Source organism: Ornithinibacillus halophilus (genome assembly GCF_900129485.1).
Classification (GTDB): Bacteria; Bacillota; Bacilli; order Bacillales; family Amphibacillaceae; genus Ornithinibacillus; species Ornithinibacillus halophilus.
In genome coordinates this window covers 77643-100133 of record NZ_FQVW01000002.1, presented here as the reverse complement: position 1 = coordinate 100133, position 22491 = coordinate 77643, and the positions used below count along the sequence as shown (strand labels likewise).

Here is a 22491-nt window from a genome sequence, read left to right as displayed (position 1 = left end):
AGCAAGAAAAAGAAAATTTGAGAGGGGGCTATATTTTAGAAGGTACCCCCTCTCTAATCTATATGAACGTTTAAAAGGCAAGCCCTAGGAACTGACCTTTTAAACGGGGTTTTCTTTATTTATAGCGTTTCCGATTTAAGTAAAAGTATAGTTGTTAAGTCTTTCTAATTATGGAGAGATATTTTTGTGACAAATCAATGTCTTATATGGATTTTTTTTGCGTTTTAATTTATACTAATATAAGTAATATAGGAGGGGTAGCTATGAACGAATTTGAAAAAGATGTTCAATCAAAAAATAATGACGTCGTCGATTCCATTAAAGGTTTCGCATTTTCATTTGTATTCTTCTTTTTAATCTTTACAATTGGTGTTGTTATTAGCGTTATTGGATCTTAAAAACGAAATTGGTACATAAGATAAAGAGACTGAACATATGGCAGTCTCTTTTTTATATGGCTTTTTGTCGTTCTGTAGGTCTATCTAGCTTATCTTATGGTAAGAAGCGATAAAATGTTCCTGCTTCGTTGGTATAATGAAAAATAATTGCTCCGTCATGATCGGTTCGTAAAATTTGAACGTTTTCATCGTCTAACGTGTTGATCACTTCATAGGATGGGTGTCCATACATATTATTCACACCGACTGAGATTAGTGCGACATCAGGTTCTATTTGCTTAATAAATGTCGGGTCTGTTGAAGTATTACTGCCATGATGGGCTACTTTAAGTACATCTACCTTTAAATCGGGGTGATCCAAAAGTAAGTTTCTTTCGACATGTTTACTAATATCCCCTGTAAAGAGCCATTTCCTCCCTCCAATTTCTGAAAATAACACCAATGAATTATCATTTGAGTTCCCATATGATTCACTTCCTCCCATAACGTAAAAATCTTGGGAATTCACATGAACTACATTTCCTTTTCCTACTCTTACTATCTCTGTACCACTGTTTTTCCAATGCGACTCTTGTTCCATTGAAAGCGTAAAATTATCACTTATAAAAATAGTATCGATTATGAAGCTATCCACCATAAAATCAACACTACCTACATGATCCTCATCTTCATGACTTAAAAAAACTGCATCAATTTTGCTAATTCCCTTTTTAAATAAAAATGGTCGGATTATTTGTTTAAATACCTTATCTGTCGCTTGTCCATCTTCAAAAGAAAAAGTCCCACCAGCATCAATAAAAATTACCCCTTTTCTATAAGGTAATTCAATTACAATTGCATCTCCTTGTCCAATGTCAAGGACCGTAACTGTTCCATATGGGGAAAAATAGGGTTTTAGTACAATGACAACTATTAAAAGAACAATTCCGACACCCTGTTTAAAAGCGTGTGAGAGTTTGTTTTGATTGATGAAATGCATCAATAAAAAAGCCATGACAAAATAAACAATAACGATAATCAGGTTAGGAAAACTTCCAACCACCCATGGAAATGACAAATGGTAATCAATCATTTTTAATAGCGAGAGAAAAGAATTTTCATGTATTTTTACCAATAATGTAGCAATATGAGTTGTTATTACATGAAATGGAGATAAAATAAACAATAGAAATAATAGAGGGATAAAAACTAACGAAAAGTACGGAACGACTATCATGTTTAATAATATGGAAAGTGGTTGGATGTAATAAAAATAAGTAACTTGTAACGGAATTAGGATCATTTGGGAGATGAAACTAATTCTTAACATTTGCCAAAAAATAGAATTTGACTCCAAGATCCATGACTTTGATAAAAGAATTGCAAATGTAACGATAAAAGAGAATTGAAATCCTATGTGGTAAATGTAGTGTGGGTTTAGAATTAAAAGGAATATAAAGACGATACTGATAATATCAGTCGTACTAGTTTTCCACTTAAATTTAGCCATGAGAATTACAAAAATTACCATGAGACTAGCACGCCAAACGGATGGTTCTCCCCCAGCTAAAAGGGCATAACAAGGAAGAAATAAAACTAAAACGTTATATGCTCTTTCCTTCGTACAAAGATTTAACTTCACCAGAATAAAGAACACAACAGAAATAATAATCCCGATATGAAGACCTGATATCGCCAGTAGATGAGATAAACTCCACCGTTGAAAAAGCTCAATAATATCCTGAGATAGGTGGCTATCATCTCCTAGTACCAATGCATAAATCCATGCACTTATTTCTTCACTATATGCTTCACTAACCTTCTTTCTTAGTACATCCCTAAAAGAAAATATGCTACTTAATATCGATGTATTTGTTTCACAGTTGATTTGAGAGAGTGACTCTATAATAACCTGGTGTGACACTCCTTGCGTTAACAAATAGTGGCTGTAATCAAATTCACCTGGGTTTCTTGCCCCATTTACAGGTTCTATATCACCTTGTATTTCACAAACAGCACCATATTGAATACCAACTAGATCGTAATCTTGATCTGAAGTAAAATACGTTACTTGGATTTGCTCATTTGTCGACTCTTCCTTAATTCGAAAGTTAATATTTGTAGTAGATTGGTGGATGGAAGTTGTAATTTTTCCAATAATTGGCTTAGTAAATTGGAATTCATCGGAGGAATCTTTTACAGAAGGGATATAAAAAATGAAGAAAAGGATAGAGGCTAAGGAGAGAATGAAAGCAATCTTCCCTAGCCTTTTTTGAAGGTATAAGATTAATAAAAAGATCGGTAAGCTCACTAACCATAACATGTGATCCGTTACAATGAACATTGCACTTAACGCCATAGTAATTGCTACAATATGCCAGTACCCTTTCATAAAATCTTCCTATTCGAATAAGCTAGCCGCTTGTTTCTTTAATCCATGTATTTCTTCCCCATCACGTTCAAGCGTTTCTAATTTATTCAGTAGTTTCTGGACATATTCTGTTTTTTCTTGGTGTTTCGTATCCAATGTTAAGTAGTCTAACTCTACTTTTTTCATCTTAACACCAGCTTCTTCAAAAAGTTGAATAGCATAAGGGTGATTTTTATAATCTTCTGCATAATAAACCGTTCTAATACCACTTTGGATGAGCTGTTTGCAACATTGTAGACATGGAAAGTGGGTGACATAAATATCCGCATTATCAGTTGGAACCCCAAATTTTGCACATTGTAGGAGTGCATTTGCTTCTGCATGAACCGTACGAACACAATGCCCATCAATTACATAACACCCATCATCAACACAATGAACACTTCCAGACACACTTCCATTATATCCACCTGCAATGATTCGTTTATCCCTTACTATAGTTGCACCAACCATTAGTCTAGTACAGGTGCTTCTTAGTGCTAATAATTGGCTCTGTGCCATAAAATATTGATCCCATGATATTCTATCCATGTTATAACCACCTTTACTCTAGTTATTTCTAGTTTACGACCTGATTCGACACTCGTCAATGGAATCATGGGACATGAATGTCTTCTCGAATGGCCTCTAATGTTTTTTCCCCAATTCCAGATACGTTTAATAATTCATCTACTGATTTAAATGGCCCATTTTCTTCTCGATACTGAATGATGGCTTGTGCTTTTGATGGACCAATTCCAGTTAATGATTGAATTTCCTCGACGGAAGCGTGGTTTAGCCTAATTTTACTAGTTCCACCTACTCCAGTACTACTAGCCGTTTGCTCTCCCTTATTAGGTACAATAATAATCATTTCATCGTAAACCTTTTGTGCGAGGTTAATGACGGTTTCTTCCGCATTTTCTGTAAACCCACCAGCTTTCTCTAGGACATCAATGACACGATCTTCTTCATTCATTTCATAGACGCCTGGATGACGCACCGAACCTTTAATATCAACGAGAATTTTTTGAGTTGAAGCAACGGGGGAAGTTTCAGAAGAATTAATAGTAGAGGAGATTTCTTCGACCGTAGTAAGTTCACTTACTTCTGTCTTTCGATCAACATTAATGACAAGTAATATAACGATAACAAACCCAACTAAGAGGACAATTGCATACTTCTTAATAAACTCTATCACCTAATTACCACATCCTTCTCACAAGATTTTGTAGAAAAACATAGAAAAATGTTTACTAATAATATATATTCTCTATCCGTTTCAATTTTCCTGCAATAAAAAATAACCGAGAATTAGTTTCTCGATTATTTTTCAGCTACAACAAATATTCTTTCTGTCGTATCACTATAACTATCTTCCTCAATGGAAAAATCACCATAAATATGTACCTTATCAAAACCTACGTCCTTCAATAACTTCTTATAATGTTCTATTGGATAGGTCCGTTGATGATGTGTTTCATCAAAACGTTTATATGTATTGTCTTCCCGAGCAAAAAACGTTAATTCATGATACATTTCACCTGGAGTTTCCCCTTCCACACAAAACCAAATGTAGGAGGCGTCATCTGTTACATCTGCAAATGTTTGATTCACTAGATGGTTTTCCACATGATAAAGCGAATGCACATCAAAAATAAATACCCCATCTTTTTCCAGCGAATCATACACTCGTTTAAAGACACGTGTCAAATCCGCTTCTTCTGGAATATAGTTGATGACATCACAATAACTGACAGCCACATCTAACTCATTTAAACCTGTTAATTCAGTTAAATCTTGATGTAACCAATTGATATTTACGTTAGCATTACTAGCTTTCTGTTCGGCTAATGATAACATTTCTGATGAATTATCAACACCCGTAATATCATACCCTTCAAGAGCAAGCTTGATTGTAATTTCTCCAGTTCCACATCCTAAGTCGGCTATCTTTTTTACATCTTTTTGATAATGTTCAAGTATTTGTTCCGTAAACTTTACCCATTGATCGTAAGGCGCATCTTCCATTAACTGATCATATAGTAAGGCCATATGCTGATATGCCATTATTAGTCATTCCCTACTTGAATTGGAACTTGAGAAGCATCTCCCCATAATCGTTCAATATTATAATAAGTGCGCTCTTCCTTATGGAAAACATGACATACAATATCTCCTAGGTCAACAAGCACCCATCTTGCATGCTCCAGTCCTTCTATTCTTTTTACTGGGATATCATGTTCATCCATTTTCTCTTTAATAGAACGAGCAATCGCTTGTACTTGTCGTTCATTGCTTCCATGACAGATTAAAAAGTAATCTGCAATCATTGAAACTTGATCCATATCTAATGCGATGATATCTTCTGCTCGTTTATCGTCACATGCTTCTACTGCCAAATGTAATATATCTTTAACTTCCATCTAATTAATTACCTCCATTTACACGTTTCGTTAAATCATTATAGGAATGAAAACTATCCGGATAAATCGTGTGGCCCTTATCCATTAAAAATCGTATCGTATTCCTTGAAATAAGCCATGCAGCATGAATTAAATCTTTTTTTGCTGTTTCTCTTACTTCATCTAATCCAGGAAAGTCTCTTCCCGGTTCGATATAATCTGCAACAAATAGCACGAGTTCCATATCACTCATGTTCGCTCGCCCTGTTGTATGATAAAAGATCGCATCTTTTATACTACTATCCGTTATCCCATATTCTCGCTCTATTAACAACGATGCGACTGGCCCATGCCAAAGTTCGTGGTGAAAATGTAATAAATCCTTCGGTAAGTAAGATTCTTCAATTATTCTACGCATTTCATCTAATGGACGATACTTACAATAATCGTGAAAAATTGCAGCTAATTCTGCCTTTTCTTGATCCACGCCATATTTCCCTGCTAACTCTTTTGCAGTTTTTGCGACACGTAAAGTATGTTCAAATCGTGATTTCGTTAAATATTTTTCTACAATTGTAGTTGCTTCTTTAATTTCCATACAATTGATACTCCTTAATATACATATACACAGATTCTGGAATTAAATACTTAACAGATTGTTTATTTGCAAATCTTTTTCTGATGGTAGTTGATGATACTTCAATGAAGGGTACTTCTACCTCAATAATTGGATAAGTTGTTTTTAATTGATACCCAGGTCTTTTCACTCCAACAAAAGTAATCATCTCAACTAACTCATCAATTTTAGACCAATTCGCTAAATACTCAACCATATCGGCACCGATAATAAAAAAGAATTCGGTATCCTTATGACTTTGTTGTAACGCTTTAATCGTATCAATTGTATATGATTTTCCATGGCGTTCAATTTCGATCGTATTCAACCTAAAGGCAGCATTTCCCTTAATTGCATTGTTGATCATATGGATACGGTGATCCGCCCCAATACTAGCCTCTTTTTTATGTGGAGGTTCATACGTTGGGATAAACCAAACTTCTTCAAGTTGCAATTGTTGACGAACTTCTTCAGCTATAATTAGATGTCCAATATGAGGTGGATCAAATGTGCCACCTAATATACCGATACGTTTCATAATTACTCCTTATGGCAATTGAATCTTTTTATGTTCTACAGATTCTTTGTATAGCACAATATTATTACCGATGATTTGAACAATTTCTGCATTCGTTCCTTCTTGCAATTGTTCAGCAACAGTATCTTTATCCTCTAAACAATTTTGCAATATACTAACCTTTATTAGTTCTCTTTTTTCTAATGCCTCATTAATTTGAACGATCATATTTTCATTTACTCCATCTTTTCCAACTTGAAATATTGGTTTCAAGTGATGAGCTTCTGAACGTAAATATCTTTTTTGTTTACCAGTTAACAATTTTATCCCTCCAGGATGTTTTTAAGTGTATCTTCTAGCCCTTCCATTGGTACTTTGTGGTTGCTCCATAACTCAAACGCGAGTTTTGCTTGATATAGCAACATCGTATGTCCATAATGAATTTGTGCTCCTTTTTGCTGAGCGAGCTGTAAGAAGTTTGTAAAAATCGGTTGATAGACGATATCACTGAAAATACTTCCTTGTTTGACATGGTCAAGTTGGATGATGGAATTATTTGGATAAGGCTTCATACCAACCGAAGTTGTTTGAATAACTAGATCATAATGACTTACTACTTCTTCTGTCTCTTTAATTGAGAGAATTGAAGTACTCGTATGCTCTGACTTCAACTCCAATAAACTTGTTGCTCTCTCCATTGTCCGATTGGCAAGGTCAATCGTTGAAAAACCGAATTGATTTAGCGCAAAATAGATACTTCTAGCAGCGCCCCCAGCACCGAGTATTACGATTCGTTTCGACTTTTCCTTAAAGAAATCTGGAAAGTGGTGTTGAAGGGAGTTCACATATCCTAATCCATCTGTATTATAACCAACCCACTTCCCGTTCTTCTTCCTCACAGTATTTACTGCACCAATTTCATCAGCTTGTCTATCTAAATAATCCAAATATGGTATGATTTTTTGTTTAAAAGGAACAGTTACATTAAACCCATCTAGATTAGACTGTAAAAATTCTTTTATTTGTACATCAAAATCCTCTGGCTTTATTTCATAAAGGTCGTATGTTCCGTTACTATTAGTTTTATCAAGAAATTGACGATGTATCCAAGGTGATAACGAATGTGTGATTGGATAGCCTATTAGACCTAATTTCAATTGCATAATTATCACCTATATTAATGATTTTCTAATTGATGCATGAACACCTTTAGGGCTGTGTACTTCCACTGTTACATTCCCCGATACGCTAACCCATCCTAATCCCGGAAATACAATGTCTGTTTTTTCATTTGATATTTTGAAGGATTGAGGTACTAATTTCGGTAAAGATTGCATGCTTTCTTCATCTGGTGGTGACAACAAATCGCCAACATGCTTTTCATACAAATCATCTGCTTTTTCCAGTTTGGTTCGGTGAATATTTAGTTGATTTGAAAAGTAACAAACGAAAGATTGGCGATCCCCTTTAATAAAATCTAATCGGGCTAATCCACCAAAGAATAATGTTTGTTCTTCATTTAATTGATACACCCTTGGTTTTATCTCCTTGTTAGGTGTAATCATTTTTAAATCCCTGTCAGAAATATAATGGGCTATTTGTTGTTTGTTCACAATTCCTGGCGTATCAATTAACGCACTATTATCATCTAAAGGTATTTCGATAAACCCTAATGTTGTTCCTGGGAAATAGGAAGTTGTGATTACTTCGTCAACACCAACAGATTGCTTAATTAAACGATTGATAAAGGTAGATTTTCCTACATTAGTAGTTCCGACTATATAGACATCTTTCCCTTTTCGGTAGGCTTCCATTTGCTCTGTTAGTTCTTCTATTCCATGACCTTTCATAGAAGAGATTAGAAACACATCTTCTACCTTAATTCCAGCCTCTTTTGCTGAAGAACGTAACCATTGTATTAGTTTACGTTGATTTGTAGATTTTGGCAACAAATCCATTTTATTACCAACAAGTAAAATAGGATTATTTCCGACAATTCTTGGCAAGCTTTTAATCATGCTACCATTCACATCAAAAATATCAATAACATGTACAACTAGTCCTTCTTTTTGTTGAATAGAACTAACCATTTTTAGAAAATCATCATCTGTAATAGAAACGTCCTGTATTTCATTATAATGCTTTAATCGAAAGCATCTTTTACATAATATATTCTCTTTCTCTAAAGAAGATTTAGGTGTATACCCAACTTCATTAGGATTAGTGGATTGGATTTCAGCACCACAACCCTGGCAATAAATTATATCCATTATTTTTCCTCCCATGTAATCTTGCCTTTTTTACGAAAGTACCGTAAAATTCTTCGTTCTATTGTGCGATTAATTCTTGTTATTTTCTCATCCGTCTCAACAATAGGAACAACCAATATCGTATATAACCCTGCGGAGTTTCCTCCAAGTACATCAGTTAATAACTGATCGCCTATGACAACAATTTCTTCTCTTTCTAAGCCCATTTCTACTGCTGCTTTCTTAAACGCACGTCTAAGAGGTTTCCTTGCACTAAATACATATGGAGACCCAAGAGGCTCAGAGAAAAACTTCACACGTTCTTCTTTATTATTTGAAATAATAGTAACCTTTATATCATGATCTTTCATTGATTGAAACCATTCGATTACCTCTGGAGTTGCAGACCTCACATCCCATGCAACTAACGTATTGTCTAAATCAGTAATAATACCTTTAATTCCTTTTTCTTTTAGTAGAGATGGTTTAATCTCGAAAATACTTTTCACATGTTCATTTGGCAAAAATTTCTTAAGCAACATCTACACCTCAATTAATTATTTCAGATTAAGTCCCGGTTTGTATGTATTGGCATACGGGAATGTCTATATGTATCAAACGAAAAATTATCATACCTGAGTATTATACAATATAAGTCAATCCTATAATAACTATTTATAGATAGCAAAATTATATGTATATGCTAAAAACTACGTTGAAATATGTAAAATTGCTAAAAAACTTGTAAAATCGTTCGACAAATACCTACAATTTACGAACTGTGGATAACTCTATCAACAGTTTCCACAATTATACATATTGGTAAATCAACGATTACTGGATAATTTAGGTATTTATACACAAGTTATCTACATATGGGTGTAGATAACTGTGGCCTTGTGTCAATATTTGAATCATGATAAGTTATTAATACAAATTAACTCTAGCAAATTGCTAATAGATTGAGGAGGGCTTCATTTATGGAGCATTTGTCCGATGAATTATTGATTGAATCCTATCATAAAGCAAATGAATTAAATCTAAGCCCTGATTTTGTGTTGCTCATAAAAAAGGAAATTTATAACAGAGGACTCAGTCATCTTATTAAATTTTCTAGCTAAAAAATATTTGTTATATATAAATAGGAAGAAAGAATAATACTCTTATCATTTTATAAAATGATGGGAGTTTTTTGTTTTTCAAATGAGCAAATTATGGTAAGTTAATGACTAAAGTAATTTATTTATAAAGCCACTCCCGGGGAGGGAAGTTACTTTATCCTTTATACGAAAAATGTTTTCATATACAATATATATTGGGAATTAAGTCACATTTATTTAATCCATCAATACCACTTTCCTACATACCCCTAAGGCAATAATTTAATAAACTACATATTTTTTCATTTTGTCTATAAAATATGACTAGCTAGAGAGAATTAAGGAGGATTTCCATTCGATGTTAATTGCAGTATTAATTCCACTTATTTTTGCTATTATTGTTCCATACTTGAGCAAATTTAAGCAAAAAGTACATACTGGTATTTTCGTGTTCTTCATACCTTTTAGTATTTTTCTTTATTTTATTCGTTTTGTTGGAAGTGATTTTGAACCGGTTCGGCAAACGTATAACTGGATTCCATCGTTAGGTATTAATTTTGATTTTTATTTAGATGGATTGAGTTTACTTTTTGTTTTACTAATTAGTGGTATTGGATCATTAGTAGTTCTATACTCCGTTTACTATCTCCATGTTTCTGAGAGATTAGGTCATTTCTATCTTTATTTACTCATGTTCATGACGGCAATGCTAGGTGTTGTCTTATCCGATAACGTATTTGTATTGTATACGTTTTGGGAGCTAACTTCTATTTCATCCTTTTTATTAATTGGATATTGGCATTATCGTGAACGTTCAAGATATGGAGCTCAAAAGTCCATGCTCATTACTGTTTTTGGTGGATTAAGTATGTTAGGTGGGCTTGTACTATTATCGAACATAACTGGTACTACGAGCATACAGGCAATGATTGCTCAAGTAGATGTCATTTTAGCTAATGATTATTTACCTCTTATCATGGCCTTTATTTTATTAGGTGCATTTACAAAATCTGCACAATTCCCGTTTCATATATGGTTACCAGATGCAATGGAAGCACCTACCCCTGTTAGTGCTTATCTCCATTCAGCGACAATGGTAAAAGCAGGTATATTTTTAATTGCTCGCTTTTCTCCAATCTTTTCAGGTTATGAATGGTTCTTCATCGTCGTAAGTATCGTCGGTATTGTTACGTTGTGTTGGGCTTCTTATATGGCTGTTAGACAAACAGATTTAAAAGGAATATTAGCATTTTCGACTATTAGTCAACTAGGTATGATTATGGCAATGCTAGGTTTTGGTACAGGAGCAGCTGTATTTGCAGCTGTATTCCATATTCTAAACCATGCAACGTTTAAAGGTAGTTTATTTATGATTGCCGGGATTATTGACCATGAAACTGGTACACGTGATATCCGGAAACTGGGTGGTTTGTTTACCTTCATGCCAATGACAGGTATTCTTGCGATATTTGGGACCTTCTCTATGGCAGGTATTCCATTACCATTCCTGAATGGTTTCTATAGTAAAGAGGCTTTCTTTGCTTCCACGTTAGAATTAGAATCTACAGGAAATGCAATTGCTTCATTTTTGGTAGAAGCAATACCTTATCTCGCTGTGTTTGGTAGTATCTTTACATTTGTATACTCCATGTATTTATTCTTTGGAGTATTCACAGGTCCAGCGAAGCTAGACAAATTAAAGACAAAACCACACGAGGCACCTATTGGAATGCTCGTATCACCTTTTATTTTAGTCTTAGGTGTAATCGTAATTGGATTGTTCCCTAACCTATTTAACGGAACTTTCTTGATTCATGCTGCTGAAGCAGTTAACTCAACGGTTGAGTTAGAGAAACTTAAATTCTGGCATGGATTTATCACACCATTATTTATGTCGTTAGCAGTTGTAGGAATTGGAATCGTGTTCTATTTAACAAGACAAAAGTGGAGCAATATTTACCATGTTCTCCCAGGTAAATTGAGCTTTAACAAAGTGTATGACTATATAATTAAAAAGCTAGATGATGTTTCAGCTAAAATTACAGATTCTTATATGACTGGATCCTTAAAAACATATATGACGATTATTCTAGCGACTATCCTTGTCGTAACTACCTTCTTTATGGTTGTTACTGGTGGATTTACTATTAGTACAGATAACTTAGCAGAAGTAACATTTATTGAGATTGCAGTTGTACTTGTAATTACCATTGCTGCTATTGCAACTATTTTTACCAATTCGAAATTGGGTGCAATATTAATTACAGGTGTTGTTGGTTATGGAGTGGCAACATTATTTGTCATTTATCGAGCACCTGACTTAGCATTAACACAATTAGTGATTGAAACGGTTTCTGTAGCATTATTCCTATTATGTTTCTACCACTTGCCGAAGCTTAGAAAAAGAACAGAAAAAGCAAGTACGAAACTTGGTAATGCTGTTATCTCGATCGGTTTCGGAGCATTAATGACTATTATTGCCATTTCTGCACATAGTACGGATTGGTTTGAACCTATTTCCAATTACTTCATCGAAACTTCGTATAAACTTGGTGGCGGTCATAATATCGTTAACGTCATTTTAGTTGACATGCGTGGGTTAGATACGTTATTTGAAATTACAGTTTTAGGAATTGCTGCACTTGCGATTGTGAGCCTCATTAAACTTAGACACGATAAGGAGGCAAAATAAATGGAAATAATTATTTCAATCTTAGCTGGGGTTTTAATTACTACTGGCATTTATAATCTGCTACAGAAACAATTCTTGAGGATTGTTATCGGAACGGTACTATTATCACACGGGGCACATTTATTTATCTTGACCATGGGTAAACTAAAGCGTGGTCAGCCCCCTATTTTGACAGATGGTGTTACCGACTATACCGATCCATTACCTCAAGCATTGATTTTGACATCAATTGTTATTAGTTTCGGTATTACGAGTCTGTTACTAGTACTGGCCTATCGAACAGCCAGAGAGAACAATACAGATAATATGGAAGAATTAAGGGGTACTGAAAATGAGTAATTTAGTAGTTTTACCAATCATCATCCCATTATTAGCAGGTGTAATTGTAGCACTATTTAATAAAAAGGTTGCTGTTACTAGAACATTAACAAAACTATTTTCAATACTAAACTTAGGTGTTGCCGCCTATTTATCATGGATTGTCTTTACAACGGATTCTATTATTTTAGAAACTGGGGAATGGGTTGCTCCATATGGAATCATCTTAGTTGCTGATCCACTGGCATCGTTATTAGTTTTAACAACTAATATCGTTGCTGTTGCATGTGCATTCTATGCACCACACTCCCTATCGTTAAGACAAGAAACACATTATTTCTATGCTTTTTATTTCTTCCTCATAACAGGGGTATCAGGAGCATTTTTAACTGGGGATTTATTTAACCTATTTGTCTTCTTTGAGGTATTATTAATGGCTTCTTATGCCTTAATTGTGCTAGGTGGAGAGAGAATTCAATTAAGAGAATCGATTAAATATGTATTAATTAACCTATTTTCATCCATTTTATTCGTAACGGCTGTTGCTTTTATCTATGGAGCAGTTGGTACAGTCAATATGGCGCAAATTGCAGAACGTGTTCAAATCCAAGGACAAGATGGCGTTCTAACTACAGTCGCTATCCTGCTATTCTTTGTATTTGCAACGAAGGCAGCACTATTCCCATTGTATTATTGGATGCCTAAATCCTATATTGTCCCAAATACAGTCGTTTCTGCATTGTTTGGTGCATTATTGACAAAAGTAGGGATATACTCGATTCTACGTGTGTTCTCTTTAATATTCGTACACAAACTAGAGTTAACCCACGAAACCTTCATATGGATTGCAGGACTTTCCATGCTCTTTGGAGTAATTGGTGCATTATCAACAAACAATATTAAGCTAATTATCGCCTACAATATCATTCCTGCCATTGGTTTTATATTAATGGGATTAGGAGTGTTTAACCAGGATGGTATGAGTGGTTCAGTCTATTATTTAGTTCATGACATGATTATTAAAACAGCTCTATTCCTTATAGTCGGTGTGATAGCTTATGTAGCTGGTACATCTGATTTAAGGAAAATGGGCGGCTTAATTCATTACTACCCTGGATTAGGATGGCTATTATTTGTGGCAGCATTTGTTTTAGCCGGGATTCCACCATTTAGTGGGTTTATCGGAAAACTTCTATTATTGCAAGGAACATTATCTGAATATGAAGTTGTAATTACCATAATTGCGTTGATTTCAAGTTTGTTAATTCTTTACTCTGTGATGAAAATATTCATTCGTGGTTTTTGGGGAGAAAAAGATGAAACAGGTAAATATGAAAAGAAATCGACTAAAGGTTTAATTGGTCCAATTGTTTATTTACTAGCCTTTTCCATCTTTTTAGGTGTAGGTGCAGAATGGATTGTTCCATCCGTTGAATCAATCTCAACCTACTTACTTGATCCAGAAATTTATATAGAATCTGTTTTAAAGGAGTAATGGAAAATGGCCTTTCAAATCGTTATAAATTTAATTATCGCATTTATGTGGATGTTCTTAAGTGAAGCGTATTCTGTTTCTAGTTTTATTGCCGGGTACCTCTGGGGTATTCTGTTACTATTTTTAATGAATCGGTTCATTCCAGATACATTCTACATAAAACGAGTCGTTAAGATTATTAAACTAATCCTATTATTTATTAAAGAATTAATATTATCTAATTTTGATATTGTTAAATTGGTTTATACACCCAAACTTAACGTTGAACCTGGTATTTTTGAACTTCCAACAGAATTAAAAGGAAATTGGGAGATTACATTGCTAACTTCATTAATCTCACTAACACCAGGAACTCTTTCAGTTGCTGTATCAAATGATAATACTAAGTTATACATTCATGCCATGCATATAGAAAATGTGGAAGAATCTATTAAAGGAATAAAAGATACATTTGAAAAAGCAATTATGGAGGTGACACGATGACAGATAATTTATTGGATGTAACAGAAACAATACTTGATATCACCTTGTTCATAAGCTTTATTGCGATATCATTGTCACTCATCCTATTATTAATCCGAATGTTGAAAGGACCAACTAACCCTGATCGTGCAGTAGCACTTGATACAATAGGAATCAATTTAATGGGAGTAGCTGCCTTATTAGCAATTTACTTAATTACTCCAAACTTAAATGATGTCATCCTTCTCATCGCCATACTTGCATTCCTTGGTACCGTGGCAATTGCTAAATACTTAGAAAAGGGTGTTATCATTGATCGAGACATGGATTGAAATTATATTAAACATTATAATTATCCTTTTATTGCTTTTTGGAAGCTTTTTTATCTTGTCAGGTTCAGTTGGTATTATCCGCTTCCCTGACATATACACAAGATTGCATGCAGCAACGAAAGCATCTACACTTGGACTAGCTGGAATCCTTATTGGAGCATTTATCTTTCTTTACCTAGAACATTCTATATTGAGTGGAAAACTCTTGCTGGCTTTACTATTTATTTTAATGACTGCCCCAATCTCAGCACACATGATTTCACGTGCTGCACACAAAGTCGGTGTAAAACCAGTTATAAAAGAAAGAAAAGATGCCTATGAAGAAGCAATACGAGAGTATGAGAATCGACAATAACGAATCATCATAACGTATAAAAGTAATCCGAACTTAATTCAATGTTCCAGATAACTGTGGAATTGAATAGGTTCGGATTTTTGTATTATTTTTATACTAATCCTGTACAAATTAGTTTGGACAGACACAAATCCACCAAAGTGCACATAGGTTGAGTATATAGGCAAAAGCCCAGCCGACTTCCAGGAGGTGTATTTGTTTGTCCGGAATACTAAGTGTCTTAGCATTACTAATTAAAGAAGCATTATTTTTCGTTTCCTATGTAAAAAATCACGCTTTCCCACAACCATTATCATCAGAAGAAGAAGCTAAATATATAGAAGAAATGCAAAATGGCAGTGAAACAGCAAGGAACAAACTAATCGAGCATAATTTACGTTTAGTTGCACACATCGTAAAAAAGTTCGAAAATACAGGAGAAGACATGGAGGATTTAATATCTATAGGAACGATTGGTTTAATAAAAGGGATAGAAAGCTTCTCTGTCGGTAAAGGTACAAAATTAGCCACTTATGCTGCTCGCTGTATTGAAAATGAAATTTTAATGCATTTACGTGCACTTAAAAAGGTAAAAAAGGACGTTTCACTTCATGATCCAATTGGTCAGGACAAAGAAGGAAATGAAATAAGTCTGATTGATATCTTAGAAGCTGAAAATGAAAATGTCATTGAATATATACAATTAAATATGGAAATTGAGAAGATGAAGGATTACTTTAGTATCCTTGATAAACGTGAAAAAGAGGTTATTGTGTTTCGCTATGGTTTAAATGGGAAAAAGGAAATGACCCAAAGAGAGATTGCAAAAAAGCTAAATATATCAAGAAGTTACGTATCTCGAATCGAAAAAAGAGCGTTAATGAAAGTGTTCCATGAATATTTTCGCAATGAAAGGAAATATGAGTCGTAAATAGCAGAACAAAGAATAAAAACCTCCCGTACTACACAGTCCTTTAATCAAGGTCTGCTTTGAAGAAGGGAGGTTTGTTATTTACTCTACATTTTCTATTATATGTAGGATAATGTTTGAAGCATTTTTAGCTGCTTTATCTAAAAACTCATCAAATGATACGGAGGATTCCTTTCCAGCGATATCGGATAAGGCACGTATCACAACAAAAGGTACTCCATACTGATAACTTACCTGTGCAACAGCAGCTGCTTCCATTTCTCCAGCAATCATACCTTGAAATTTTTCTTTAACGAAAGCAACGCGGTCGGCATCGTCCATAAATGAATCTCCAGTAGCAATCATCCCTTCAGCACCTTGGATGTCTACTTGTTCGAAAGCACTCATTGCTTGTTTTCTTAGCTTCTCATCTGCTTTATATGTAGCAGGCATTCCAGGAACTTGTCCGTAAGCGTAATCAAATGCTGTTACATCCACATCATGATGAACAACTTCTGTAGATACTACGACATCCCCTACATTTAATTCCTGTGCAAATCCACCTGCTGACCCAGTATTAATAATTTTTGTCGGTTTAAAGCGCTCATGTAAAATTGTTGTAGCCATCGCTGCATTTACTTTTCCGATACCAGATTTTAATAATACTACTTCTTTTGATTTAAGATTTCCTTTAATAAACAAGCAATTAGCAATTTCAATTTCTTCTTTATCTGTTATATGTTCTTTTAAGATCGCTATTTCTTCATCCATTGCTCCTATTATACCAATAGTCATGTTGTAATTCCTCCTACTGTCTTATCAACCATCTTGGTCAATTACTGTTCATCTTCGTTTTGATCACCTTGCGTTTCTTGATTTTCTTGAGCCTCTTGACTTTCAAAACGCCACTTCTCATCATTTTCAGATAGTTCTTCTACTAAGGTAGGTTGCCACCCTTGATTTTCAATCCAACTTAAATAAACACGATAAATGACGGTTTCCTCGCGATCTGATACCGTACCAATCACTTTTTGTGGGCCATTATTTTTCAACCACCACGTAACCATATTATTTTCATCTAAACGAGTTGCTACTCGTATGGCTTTTTCCATTTCTATTCTGTCTAAGTCATTGCCAAAAAGTGTGTGTGGCTCCTCTTGTTCCGTACCAATTGGCTTCCAATCACTACTTGTAAAAGAATCAATTACAATATCATCTCCAGAACCTTCTGCTGGCTCTGTTTCAAATTCTTGTTCTTCATTATAGTTTCCATTTGTACTCGAATCTTCAGGGTCTTCAGTTTCCGACTCTGCATCATCTTGTTCATCCGTTTCTGTTTCAATAAAGGAACCTTCCCCGTCATCCTCATCATTCTGTCCATCATCATTACCATTTTCTGCAACTTCAGAATCGGAGTTATCATTATTTGTTTCTGATGTGTTAACTGTTCCATCAGCAGTCTCATCGTCGTCTCCTCCGAACAACCATATTCCCACTAAAGCAATAACTAACAATCCTCCTATAATTAATAGAGCGGAGATAGCTTTTGTATTTTTTCTTCTTTTTTCAAATTTATTAACTCTACTATAACTATCAAAATTACTCATTCTTCTTCCCTCCCTATGTATACTTTATTATAGTACCAAATAATATATGCTAACAAATATAATATATCAATTTTTTAATAGATGGTCATTATATACTATAAAAAAATCAATAGAACACTACTTATTTTATGCAGAATTAAAAGAGACATTTCAATAGGATAATTCCTTGAAATGCCTCTACTATTTTCTATTCCACTTTTAAAATTTTTACTTGGATATCTCCACCTGGAGTATTAACTGATAACTCTTCTCCAATACCGTGTCCTAACAAGCTCTTAGCCATTGGAGAATCATTCGATATTTTACCTTCGAATGGATCTGCTTCAGCACTACCCACAATTGTATATGTTTCTTCTTCCCCATCAGGTAGTTCTTTAAAAGTAACTGACTTCCCTAAGGAAACTATATCAGGATTATCATTATCATTTTCAATAATAACAGCATTACGAATCATTTTTTCAACTTGAGCAATACGTGATTCAACAAAAGCTTGTTCATCTTTTGCTGCATCATACTCAGAGTTCTCAGAAAGGTCTCCAAAGTCGCGAGCCACTTTAATACGCTCTACAACCTCTTGTCTTCTTTCCGTTTTTAAGAATAGAAGTTCCTTTTCTAGTTTCTCTTTCCCCTCTAATGTCATATAATAATTTTTCTCTACTGCCATCAAAAAAACACTCCTTTTTATACTCTCTTGTGAGAAGGCTAACCATAATACTAAGTATGACGATTATTATTGCATACTTTCTGAAAAAGTACAATTAAATGGTACATTTAGAATGTACCGATTAAAGTATATATTATTCATTAATATGGCAGATTTTATTAAAATTGGCAATAGTTTTTATGAATTATTTGCCTGATTTTTTGATAAAATTTGTTCTATCTTTGTCGCCATAATATCAATTGCTACTTTATTTTGTCCACCTTCAGGAATAATGATATCAGCATAACGCTTTGTTTGTTCAACAAATTGTAAATGCATTGGTCGTACTGAATTTAAATATTGATCAATTACAGAGTCTAATGTTCTCCCACGTTCTTTAATATCACGAAGCAGACGACGTATGATTCGTAAATCAGCATCTGTATCAACAAATACTTTAATATCCATTAAATCAACAAGACGTGGGTCTTCTAAAATAAGAATACCCTCAACTATTATTACATCCTTTGGCTCAACTTGAATGACTTTTTTGGAGCGTGTATGTAATTTATAATCGTAAACTGGTTTTTCTATTCCTTTACTATCAATCAGCTGCTTCAAGTGCTCAATCAATAAATCATTGTCAAAAGCTAGAGGGTGGTCATAGTTCGTATTTAGTCTTTCCTCATAAGGTAGGTGACTTTGATCTTTATAATAATAATCTTGTTCGATTACTAAAATGGTTTTGTCTGAAAAGCGCTGGCTAATGGAACGTGTTACAGAAGTTTTGCCACTCCCGCTTCCTCCTGCCACTCCGATTACTACTGGTTTTTCTTTCATCTAAGTTGTTTCCCCTTTCTCTGCTACTTCTTGTAACTGACTGCTACCCCATCTCCAATTGGAAAAATGGTTGTCACATAATCAGGATGGTTATGAAGCCAATTATTAAATGTTTTAATTTTTTCTACCATTTTTTTATATCGAGGATGTTCGAAGTTGTCCTCTGCAACATACCCTCTAAATAATACATTATCTGTTACGATAAACCCATTATTCGTCAATAATGGGGAAGCTAATTCGAAGAACCGTTGATATTGTCCCTTGGCTGCATCGATAAAAATACAGTCAAAACGATCTCCGTTCTCATTTAATTTACTTATTTCCTCTAAGGCATCACCATGAATAACCTTTATACTATTATGCTTCTTTTGACGATTAATATTTTCAATTGCCTGATTGTATCGTACATCGTCTCTTTCAATCGTAACTATTTGACCATTTGGGTTAGCCTCTAACATACGTAAGGCAGAATATCCAATTGCTGTACCTATCTCAAGTATTTGTTGTGGTTTATTTAACCTTATTAATTGTAGCAAAAAATTCATTCCAATTGGATCCATGATCGGTATATGGCCTTTTTTAGCTTGATCTTCCATCTCTACTACCCATTTATCAACAATTGGCAAATGAGATTCTACATACGTTTTTACTTGCTTATCTATCATCATGTATCTACCTCTACCATTATTTTGACTTCACAGCTATTAAATCATGCTCTCATAAAAACGGGAAATGTGACAATACACTCACATTCCCATTTTCTATTTAAATTAATTAATATACTGTCTTTTATATTCATTATGTTGTTCAAGTGTCTCAGAATAGTAAATATCTCCAGTACTATCGTGTAAGAAATATAGATAATCAGTTTCTGCTGGATATAACGCTGCATCTAGTGCATTTTGTGAGAAATTGGATATTGGTCCTATTGGCAATGCATTTACAAAATACGTATTGTATGGCGATTCAATCTGAGTGTCTACCTTTAATACCTTCTCCTTATGGTCACCTAGAGCATACAGCACTGTTGGATCTGTTTGAAGTGGCATTCCTACTTCTAATCGATTGTAAAATATACCTGAAATTTGTCTTCTTTGGTCTTTAGTAACAGCTTCTTTTTCTATAATGGATGCCAAAGTAATCGTTTCATGCACATTAAATTCACTATTTAAGATGGCATCATAGTATTCTGCTATTACGGCTCTTGTTTTATCTAACATTTTCTCAACAACCGTTTCAATAGATGGGTCTTCTACATAGAAATCATAAGTAGCAGCAAATAAATACCCTTCTAAAGGTGTTTCTATTTCTGGGTCTAAAACGACATCCGTTAAAATGGATTGATAATTATCAATTAAAAGCTTAACATATTCAGGGTCATTTACCTTTTCAAGAAATTCATCTTTTGTAAAAGGTAGTTTTTCCGCATATATTTCTGCCATCTCAGCAATGGTTAACCCTTCTGGTATCGTTATGCGAAATACAGGTTCTTTAATAATTCTTCCATTTTTCAATGATTCTATAATTTCATCGATTGTCATGGATTTTGTAAATGTATATTCCCCTGCTTGAAAACCAGATTCATTTCTAAACTTTATGTAATATTTAAAAATCCTAGCATCTTTTATGATCTCATTGTTCTCTAGAACTTCTGCAATACTAGATGTTGAAGAGCCTAGTGGAATCTCAATTCCTACACCTTCATCATTTGTAGGATCTACTGGTTCTAAAGCAGATTTTATATAGTTATATCCAGTTACGCCACCAGTAACGATAAGAATTATTAAAATTAAAATTATAACGGAAACAATTTTTCGTACCGTTCGTACTTCATCATTACGAGATAGTAGATTTTTTTTATAATCATCTTTCGACATTTCTCATACCCCTCTCATTCCGGTATATTATACTAAAAAATAGGAACATACGCTAGAACAAAGGCAATATTTTATAGTATTTCTCTGTAATAGATATTTATCCCATCCGTAAATAGTGAGTCAGTATAAATTTGTTATGCAACAAAAAGGGAGCTGCCCCAAGGACAACTCCACAGATTCTTTTATTTATTTAGCCTTTTAATTCTTCTTCATCTGCAATGGTATTAAGCATTTCTTCAACCATTTCCCATTCTTCATCTGATTCGATTGGGAATAAGGATAGGTCATTATCATCGGATTCTTTTTCTTCGTAACGAAATGCATATACTTCTACTTCTTCGTCATCTTTCTGTTCAACAGGTACAACCGCGATATACGATTGATTTGTTTCATCAACATCAAATGTAAATAAAACCTCAAATAAATGTTCTTCACCATTTTCATCTGGAATGATGATTCGCTCTTTTTCTTCAAGTGCCATGTAAAAACACCCCTTTATATTTTTTGATCAAGATAGCCTTGTAAGATCATTACTGCTGCCATTTTATCAATGACTTTTTTTCGCTTCTTTCTACTCATATCTGCTTCTAGCAATACTCTTTCAGCAGCCATTGTTGTCAGACGTTCATCCCATAATACAGTTGGAATGTTAAGAACTTCTTCAATGTGTTTGGCATAGTTTATGGACATTTCTCCACGTTCTCCAATTGAACCATTCATATTTTTAGGCAATCCAATAACAGCCTTCCCAATATGATGTTCATCTATAATTTCCTTCAACTGGTCATCAGCAGAGTTTATTTCGTTTTCGTCCCATTTTATAGTTGTGATCCCTTGTGCAGTCCAGCCAAGTTCATCACTTACTGCAACACCAATGGTTTTAGATCCAACGTCTAAACCTATTATCTTCATCTAGTCATCCCTTTTTCTGTTGTTCTAGATAGTACTTCACTAATTCTTCAATAACCTCATCACGTTCAACCTTACGAATTAAGTTACGTGCATCTTTATATCTTGGAATATAAGCAGGGTCACCTGATAGGAGATAACCAACGATTTGGTTGATTGGATTATATCCTTTCTCCTGTAATGCCTCGTGAACGGTCATTAAGATTTGTTTAATATCTTGATCAAATGGTTCTTCTGAAAAATTGAATTTCATCGTCTTATCAATTGAACTCATTATGACACCTCATTCCATTAAAGTGGATCTATTGTAAATGTAATTTGATACAGTACGTCACGTAAACAACTTTATTAATACCTTATATCTATTCTAACATGTTTTACGACTATATAATAACTTT

General features: G+C 34.1%; 29 protein-coding genes. 9 read left to right on the top strand and 20 right to left on the bottom strand.

Features of this window, described 5'->3' with window-relative positions:
• The first annotated feature begins 263 nt into the window (after window positions 1–263).
• Complete coding sequence (locus tag BUB12_RS03020) at window positions 264–398, top strand: YqzM family protein (RefSeq protein ID WP_072887865.1); 135 nt, start codon at window positions 264–266, stop codon at window positions 396–398.
• Between the two features lie 94 nt (window positions 399–492).
• Here BUB12_RS03020 and BUB12_RS03015 read toward each other — a convergent pair whose 3' ends face one another.
• The 11 genes from BUB12_RS03015 to BUB12_RS02965 form a co-directional block, all read right to left on the bottom strand.
• Window positions 493–2769: a DNA internalization-related competence protein ComEC/Rec2 gene (locus BUB12_RS03015; protein WP_072887864.1), complete on the bottom strand. Its 2277-nt coding sequence runs from the start codon at window positions 2767–2769 to the stop codon at window positions 493–495.
• A 9-nt stretch (window positions 2770–2778) separates the two neighbouring features.
• Entirely contained in the window at window positions 2779–3339 is a 561-nt protein-coding gene (locus tag BUB12_RS03010; RefSeq protein WP_072887862.1) for a ComE operon protein 2, read from the bottom strand.
• Window positions 3340–3403: 64 nt separating this feature from the next.
• Window positions 3404–3988 carry a helix-hairpin-helix domain-containing protein gene (locus tag BUB12_RS03005; protein WP_072887860.1) on the bottom strand — a complete coding sequence of 195 codons (585 nt, stop codon included), beginning with the start codon at window positions 3986–3988 and terminating at the stop codon, window positions 3404–3406.
• Between the two features lie 125 nt (window positions 3989–4113).
• Entirely contained in the window at window positions 4114–4857 is a 744-nt protein-coding gene (locus tag BUB12_RS03000; protein WP_072887858.1) for a class I SAM-dependent DNA methyltransferase, read from the bottom strand.
• 2 nt (window positions 4858–4859) lie between these two features.
• Entirely contained in the window at window positions 4860–5213 is a 354-nt protein-coding gene (gene rsfS, locus BUB12_RS02995; RefSeq protein WP_072887856.1) for a ribosome silencing factor, read from the bottom strand.
• Between the two features lie 4 nt (window positions 5214–5217).
• Window positions 5218–5790 (bottom strand): bis(5'-nucleosyl)-tetraphosphatase (symmetrical) YqeK, encoded by a 573-nt coding sequence (gene yqeK, locus BUB12_RS02990; RefSeq protein WP_072887854.1) that lies wholly within the window; start codon window positions 5788–5790, stop codon window positions 5218–5220.
• Window positions 5780–6346 (bottom strand): nicotinate-nucleotide adenylyltransferase, encoded by a 567-nt coding sequence (locus BUB12_RS02985; protein ID WP_072887853.1) that lies wholly within the window; start codon window positions 6344–6346, stop codon window positions 5780–5782. The genes yqeK and BUB12_RS02985 overlap by 11 nt, the downstream gene beginning before the upstream one ends.
• Before the next feature lie 9 nt (window positions 6347–6355).
• On the bottom strand, window positions 6356–6646 hold the full coding sequence (gene yhbY / locus BUB12_RS02980) for a ribosome assembly RNA-binding protein YhbY (RefSeq protein WP_072887851.1): 291 nt from the start codon (window positions 6644–6646) through the stop codon (window positions 6356–6358).
• Window positions 6647–6648: 2 nt separating this feature from the next.
• Window positions 6649–7488 (bottom strand): shikimate dehydrogenase, encoded by an 840-nt coding sequence (gene aroE, locus BUB12_RS02975; protein ID WP_072887849.1) that lies wholly within the window; start codon window positions 7486–7488, stop codon window positions 6649–6651.
• A 9-nt stretch (window positions 7489–7497) separates the two neighbouring features.
• A complete protein-coding gene (yqeH, locus tag BUB12_RS02970) occupies window positions 7498–8595 on the bottom strand; it encodes a ribosome biogenesis GTPase YqeH (protein WP_072887847.1) in 1098 nt (365 codons plus the stop codon).
• Entirely contained in the window at window positions 8595–9113 is a 519-nt protein-coding gene (locus BUB12_RS02965; protein ID WP_072887967.1) for a YqeG family HAD IIIA-type phosphatase, read from the bottom strand. The genes yqeH and BUB12_RS02965 overlap by 1 nt, the downstream gene beginning before the upstream one ends.
• A 441-nt stretch (window positions 9114–9554) precedes the next feature.
• Here BUB12_RS02965 and sda point away from each other — a divergent pair, with 441 nt between their 5' ends.
• The 8 genes from sda to sigK all read left to right on the top strand — a co-directional run bounded on the left by sda (window position 9555) and on the right by sigK (window position 16238).
• Complete coding sequence (gene sda, locus BUB12_RS02960) at window positions 9555–9695, top strand: sporulation histidine kinase inhibitor Sda (RefSeq protein ID WP_072887845.1); 141 nt, start codon at window positions 9555–9557, stop codon at window positions 9693–9695.
• A gap of 337 nt (window positions 9696–10032) precedes the next feature.
• Complete coding sequence (locus BUB12_RS02955; protein WP_072887843.1) at window positions 10033–12366, top strand: Na+/H+ antiporter subunit A; 2334 nt, start codon at window positions 10033–10035, stop codon at window positions 12364–12366.
• Window positions 12367–12705: a Na(+)/H(+) antiporter subunit C gene (locus BUB12_RS02950; protein ID WP_072887841.1), complete on the top strand. Its 339-nt coding sequence runs from the start codon at window positions 12367–12369 to the stop codon at window positions 12703–12705.
• A complete protein-coding gene (locus BUB12_RS02945) occupies window positions 12698–14179 on the top strand; it encodes a Na+/H+ antiporter subunit D (RefSeq protein WP_072887839.1) in 1482 nt (493 codons plus the stop codon). Before BUB12_RS02950 ends, BUB12_RS02945 begins: the two co-directional genes overlap by 8 nt.
• 6 nt (window positions 14180–14185) lie before the next feature.
• On the top strand, window positions 14186–14662 hold the full coding sequence (locus tag BUB12_RS02940) for a Na+/H+ antiporter subunit E (protein WP_072887837.1): 477 nt from the start codon (window positions 14186–14188) through the stop codon (window positions 14660–14662).
• Window positions 14659–14973 carry a Na(+)/H(+) antiporter subunit F1 gene (locus BUB12_RS02935; protein ID WP_072887835.1) on the top strand — a complete coding sequence of 105 codons (315 nt, stop codon included), beginning with the start codon at window positions 14659–14661 and terminating at the stop codon, window positions 14971–14973. The genes BUB12_RS02940 and BUB12_RS02935 overlap by 4 nt, the downstream gene beginning before the upstream one ends.
• Window positions 14954–15328 carry a monovalent cation/H(+) antiporter subunit G gene (gene mnhG / locus BUB12_RS02930; protein WP_072887833.1) on the top strand — a complete coding sequence of 125 codons (375 nt, stop codon included), beginning with the start codon at window positions 14954–14956 and terminating at the stop codon, window positions 15326–15328. Before BUB12_RS02935 ends, mnhG begins: the two co-directional genes overlap by 20 nt.
• Window positions 15329–15527: 199 nt before the next feature.
• Window positions 15528–16238: an RNA polymerase sporulation sigma factor SigK gene (sigK, locus tag BUB12_RS02925; RefSeq protein WP_072887832.1), complete on the top strand. Its 711-nt coding sequence runs from the start codon at window positions 15528–15530 to the stop codon at window positions 16236–16238.
• Between the two features lie 81 nt (window positions 16239–16319).
• On the opposite strand, the gene mtnN is transcribed toward sigK, so the two are convergent.
• From mtnN to BUB12_RS02880, 9 genes are all read right to left on the bottom strand, one after another.
• Window positions 16320–17012, bottom strand: a complete 693-nt coding sequence (mtnN, locus tag BUB12_RS02920; RefSeq protein WP_072887830.1) for a 5'-methylthioadenosine/S-adenosylhomocysteine nucleosidase — start codon at window positions 17010–17012, stop codon at window positions 16320–16322.
• Between the two features lie 41 nt (window positions 17013–17053).
• Window positions 17054–17824, bottom strand: a complete 771-nt coding sequence (locus tag BUB12_RS02915) for a YrrS family protein (protein WP_072887828.1) — start codon at window positions 17822–17824, stop codon at window positions 17054–17056.
• A gap of 187 nt (window positions 17825–18011) precedes the next feature.
• Complete coding sequence (greA, locus tag BUB12_RS02910) at window positions 18012–18488, bottom strand: transcription elongation factor GreA (protein ID WP_072887826.1); 477 nt, start codon at window positions 18486–18488, stop codon at window positions 18012–18014.
• Window positions 18489–18665: 177 nt separating this feature from the next.
• Window positions 18666–19307: a uridine kinase gene (gene udk / locus BUB12_RS02905; protein WP_072887824.1), complete on the bottom strand. Its 642-nt coding sequence runs from the start codon at window positions 19305–19307 to the stop codon at window positions 18666–18668.
• Between the two features lie 23 nt (window positions 19308–19330).
• Complete coding sequence (locus tag BUB12_RS02900) at window positions 19331–19969, bottom strand: O-methyltransferase (RefSeq protein ID WP_072887965.1); 639 nt, start codon at window positions 19967–19969, stop codon at window positions 19331–19333.
• Between the two features lie 108 nt (window positions 19970–20077).
• Window positions 20078–21184 (bottom strand): endolytic transglycosylase MltG, encoded by a 1107-nt coding sequence (gene mltG, locus BUB12_RS02895; protein WP_072887822.1) that lies wholly within the window; start codon window positions 21182–21184, stop codon window positions 20078–20080.
• Between the two features lie 190 nt (window positions 21185–21374).
• Window positions 21375–21665, bottom strand: a complete 291-nt coding sequence (locus BUB12_RS02890) for a DUF1292 domain-containing protein (RefSeq protein WP_072887820.1) — start codon at window positions 21663–21665, stop codon at window positions 21375–21377.
• 14 nt (window positions 21666–21679) lie between these two features.
• Complete coding sequence (gene ruvX, locus BUB12_RS02885) at window positions 21680–22096, bottom strand: Holliday junction resolvase RuvX (protein ID WP_072887818.1); 417 nt, start codon at window positions 22094–22096, stop codon at window positions 21680–21682.
• 4 nt (window positions 22097–22100) lie between these two features.
• The gene (locus tag BUB12_RS02880; RefSeq protein ID WP_072887816.1) at window positions 22101–22367 is read right to left on the bottom strand and encodes an IreB family regulatory phosphoprotein; all 267 of its coding nucleotides are present in this window, start codon (window positions 22365–22367) and stop codon (window positions 22101–22103) included.
• Window positions 22368–22491 lie beyond the last annotated feature (124 nt).

Excerpts from the sequence above, each read along its gene's own strand:
- BUB12_RS03020 (WP_072887865.1), top strand. The coding sequence starts at position 264 with ATGAACGAATTTGAAAAAGATGTTCAATCAAAAAATAATGACGTCGTC.
- BUB12_RS03015 (WP_072887864.1), bottom strand. The coding sequence starts at position 2,769 with ATGAAAGGGTACTGGCATATTGTAGCAATTACTATGGCGTTAAGTGCA.
- BUB12_RS03010 (WP_072887862.1), bottom strand. The coding sequence starts at position 3,339 with ATGGATAGAATATCATGGGATCAATATTTTATGGCACAGAGCCAATTA.
- BUB12_RS03000 (WP_072887858.1), bottom strand. The coding sequence starts at position 4,857 with ATGGCATATCAGCATATGGCCTTACTATATGATCAGTTAATGGAAGAT.
- rsfS (WP_072887856.1), bottom strand. The coding sequence starts at position 5,213 with ATGGAAGTTAAAGATATATTACATTTGGCAGTAGAAGCATGTGACGAT.
- yqeK (WP_072887854.1), bottom strand. The coding sequence starts at position 5,790 with ATGGAAATTAAAGAAGCAACTACAATTGTAGAAAAATATTTAACGAAA.
- BUB12_RS02985 (WP_072887853.1), bottom strand. The coding sequence starts at position 6,346 with ATGAAACGTATCGGTATATTAGGTGGCACATTTGATCCACCTCATATT.
- aroE (WP_072887849.1), bottom strand. The coding sequence starts at position 7,488 with ATGCAATTGAAATTAGGTCTAATAGGCTATCCAATCACACATTCGTTA.
- yqeH (WP_072887847.1), bottom strand. The coding sequence starts at position 8,595 with ATGGATATAATTTATTGCCAGGGTTGTGGTGCTGAAATCCAATCCACT.
- sda (WP_072887845.1), top strand. The coding sequence starts at position 9,555 with ATGGAGCATTTGTCCGATGAATTATTGATTGAATCCTATCATAAAGCA.
- BUB12_RS02955 (WP_072887843.1), top strand. The coding sequence starts at position 10,033 with ATGTTAATTGCAGTATTAATTCCACTTATTTTTGCTATTATTGTTCCA.
- BUB12_RS02950 (WP_072887841.1), top strand. The coding sequence starts at position 12,367 with ATGGAAATAATTATTTCAATCTTAGCTGGGGTTTTAATTACTACTGGC.
- BUB12_RS02945 (WP_072887839.1), top strand. The coding sequence starts at position 12,698 with ATGAGTAATTTAGTAGTTTTACCAATCATCATCCCATTATTAGCAGGT.
- BUB12_RS02940 (WP_072887837.1), top strand. The coding sequence starts at position 14,186 with ATGGCCTTTCAAATCGTTATAAATTTAATTATCGCATTTATGTGGATG.
- BUB12_RS02935 (WP_072887835.1), top strand. The coding sequence starts at position 14,659 with ATGACAGATAATTTATTGGATGTAACAGAAACAATACTTGATATCACC.
- mtnN (WP_072887830.1), bottom strand. The coding sequence starts at position 17,012 with ATGACTATTGGTATAATAGGAGCAATGGATGAAGAAATAGCGATCTTA.
- BUB12_RS02915 (WP_072887828.1), bottom strand. The coding sequence starts at position 17,824 with ATGAGTAATTTTGATAGTTATAGTAGAGTTAATAAATTTGAAAAAAGA.
- greA (WP_072887826.1), bottom strand. The coding sequence starts at position 18,488 with ATGGCAGTAGAGAAAAATTATTATATGACATTAGAGGGGAAAGAGAAA.
- udk (WP_072887824.1), bottom strand. The coding sequence starts at position 19,307 with ATGAAAGAAAAACCAGTAGTAATCGGAGTGGCAGGAGGAAGCGGGAGT.
- mltG (WP_072887822.1), bottom strand. The coding sequence starts at position 21,184 with ATGTCGAAAGATGATTATAAAAAAAATCTACTATCTCGTAATGATGAA.
- BUB12_RS02890 (WP_072887820.1), bottom strand. The coding sequence starts at position 21,665 with ATGGCACTTGAAGAAAAAGAGCGAATCATCATTCCAGATGAAAATGGT.
- ruvX (WP_072887818.1), bottom strand. The coding sequence starts at position 22,096 with ATGAAGATAATAGGTTTAGACGTTGGATCTAAAACCATTGGTGTTGCA.
- BUB12_RS02880 (WP_072887816.1), bottom strand. The coding sequence starts at position 22,367 with ATGAGTTCAATTGATAAGACGATGAAATTCAATTTTTCAGAAGAACCA.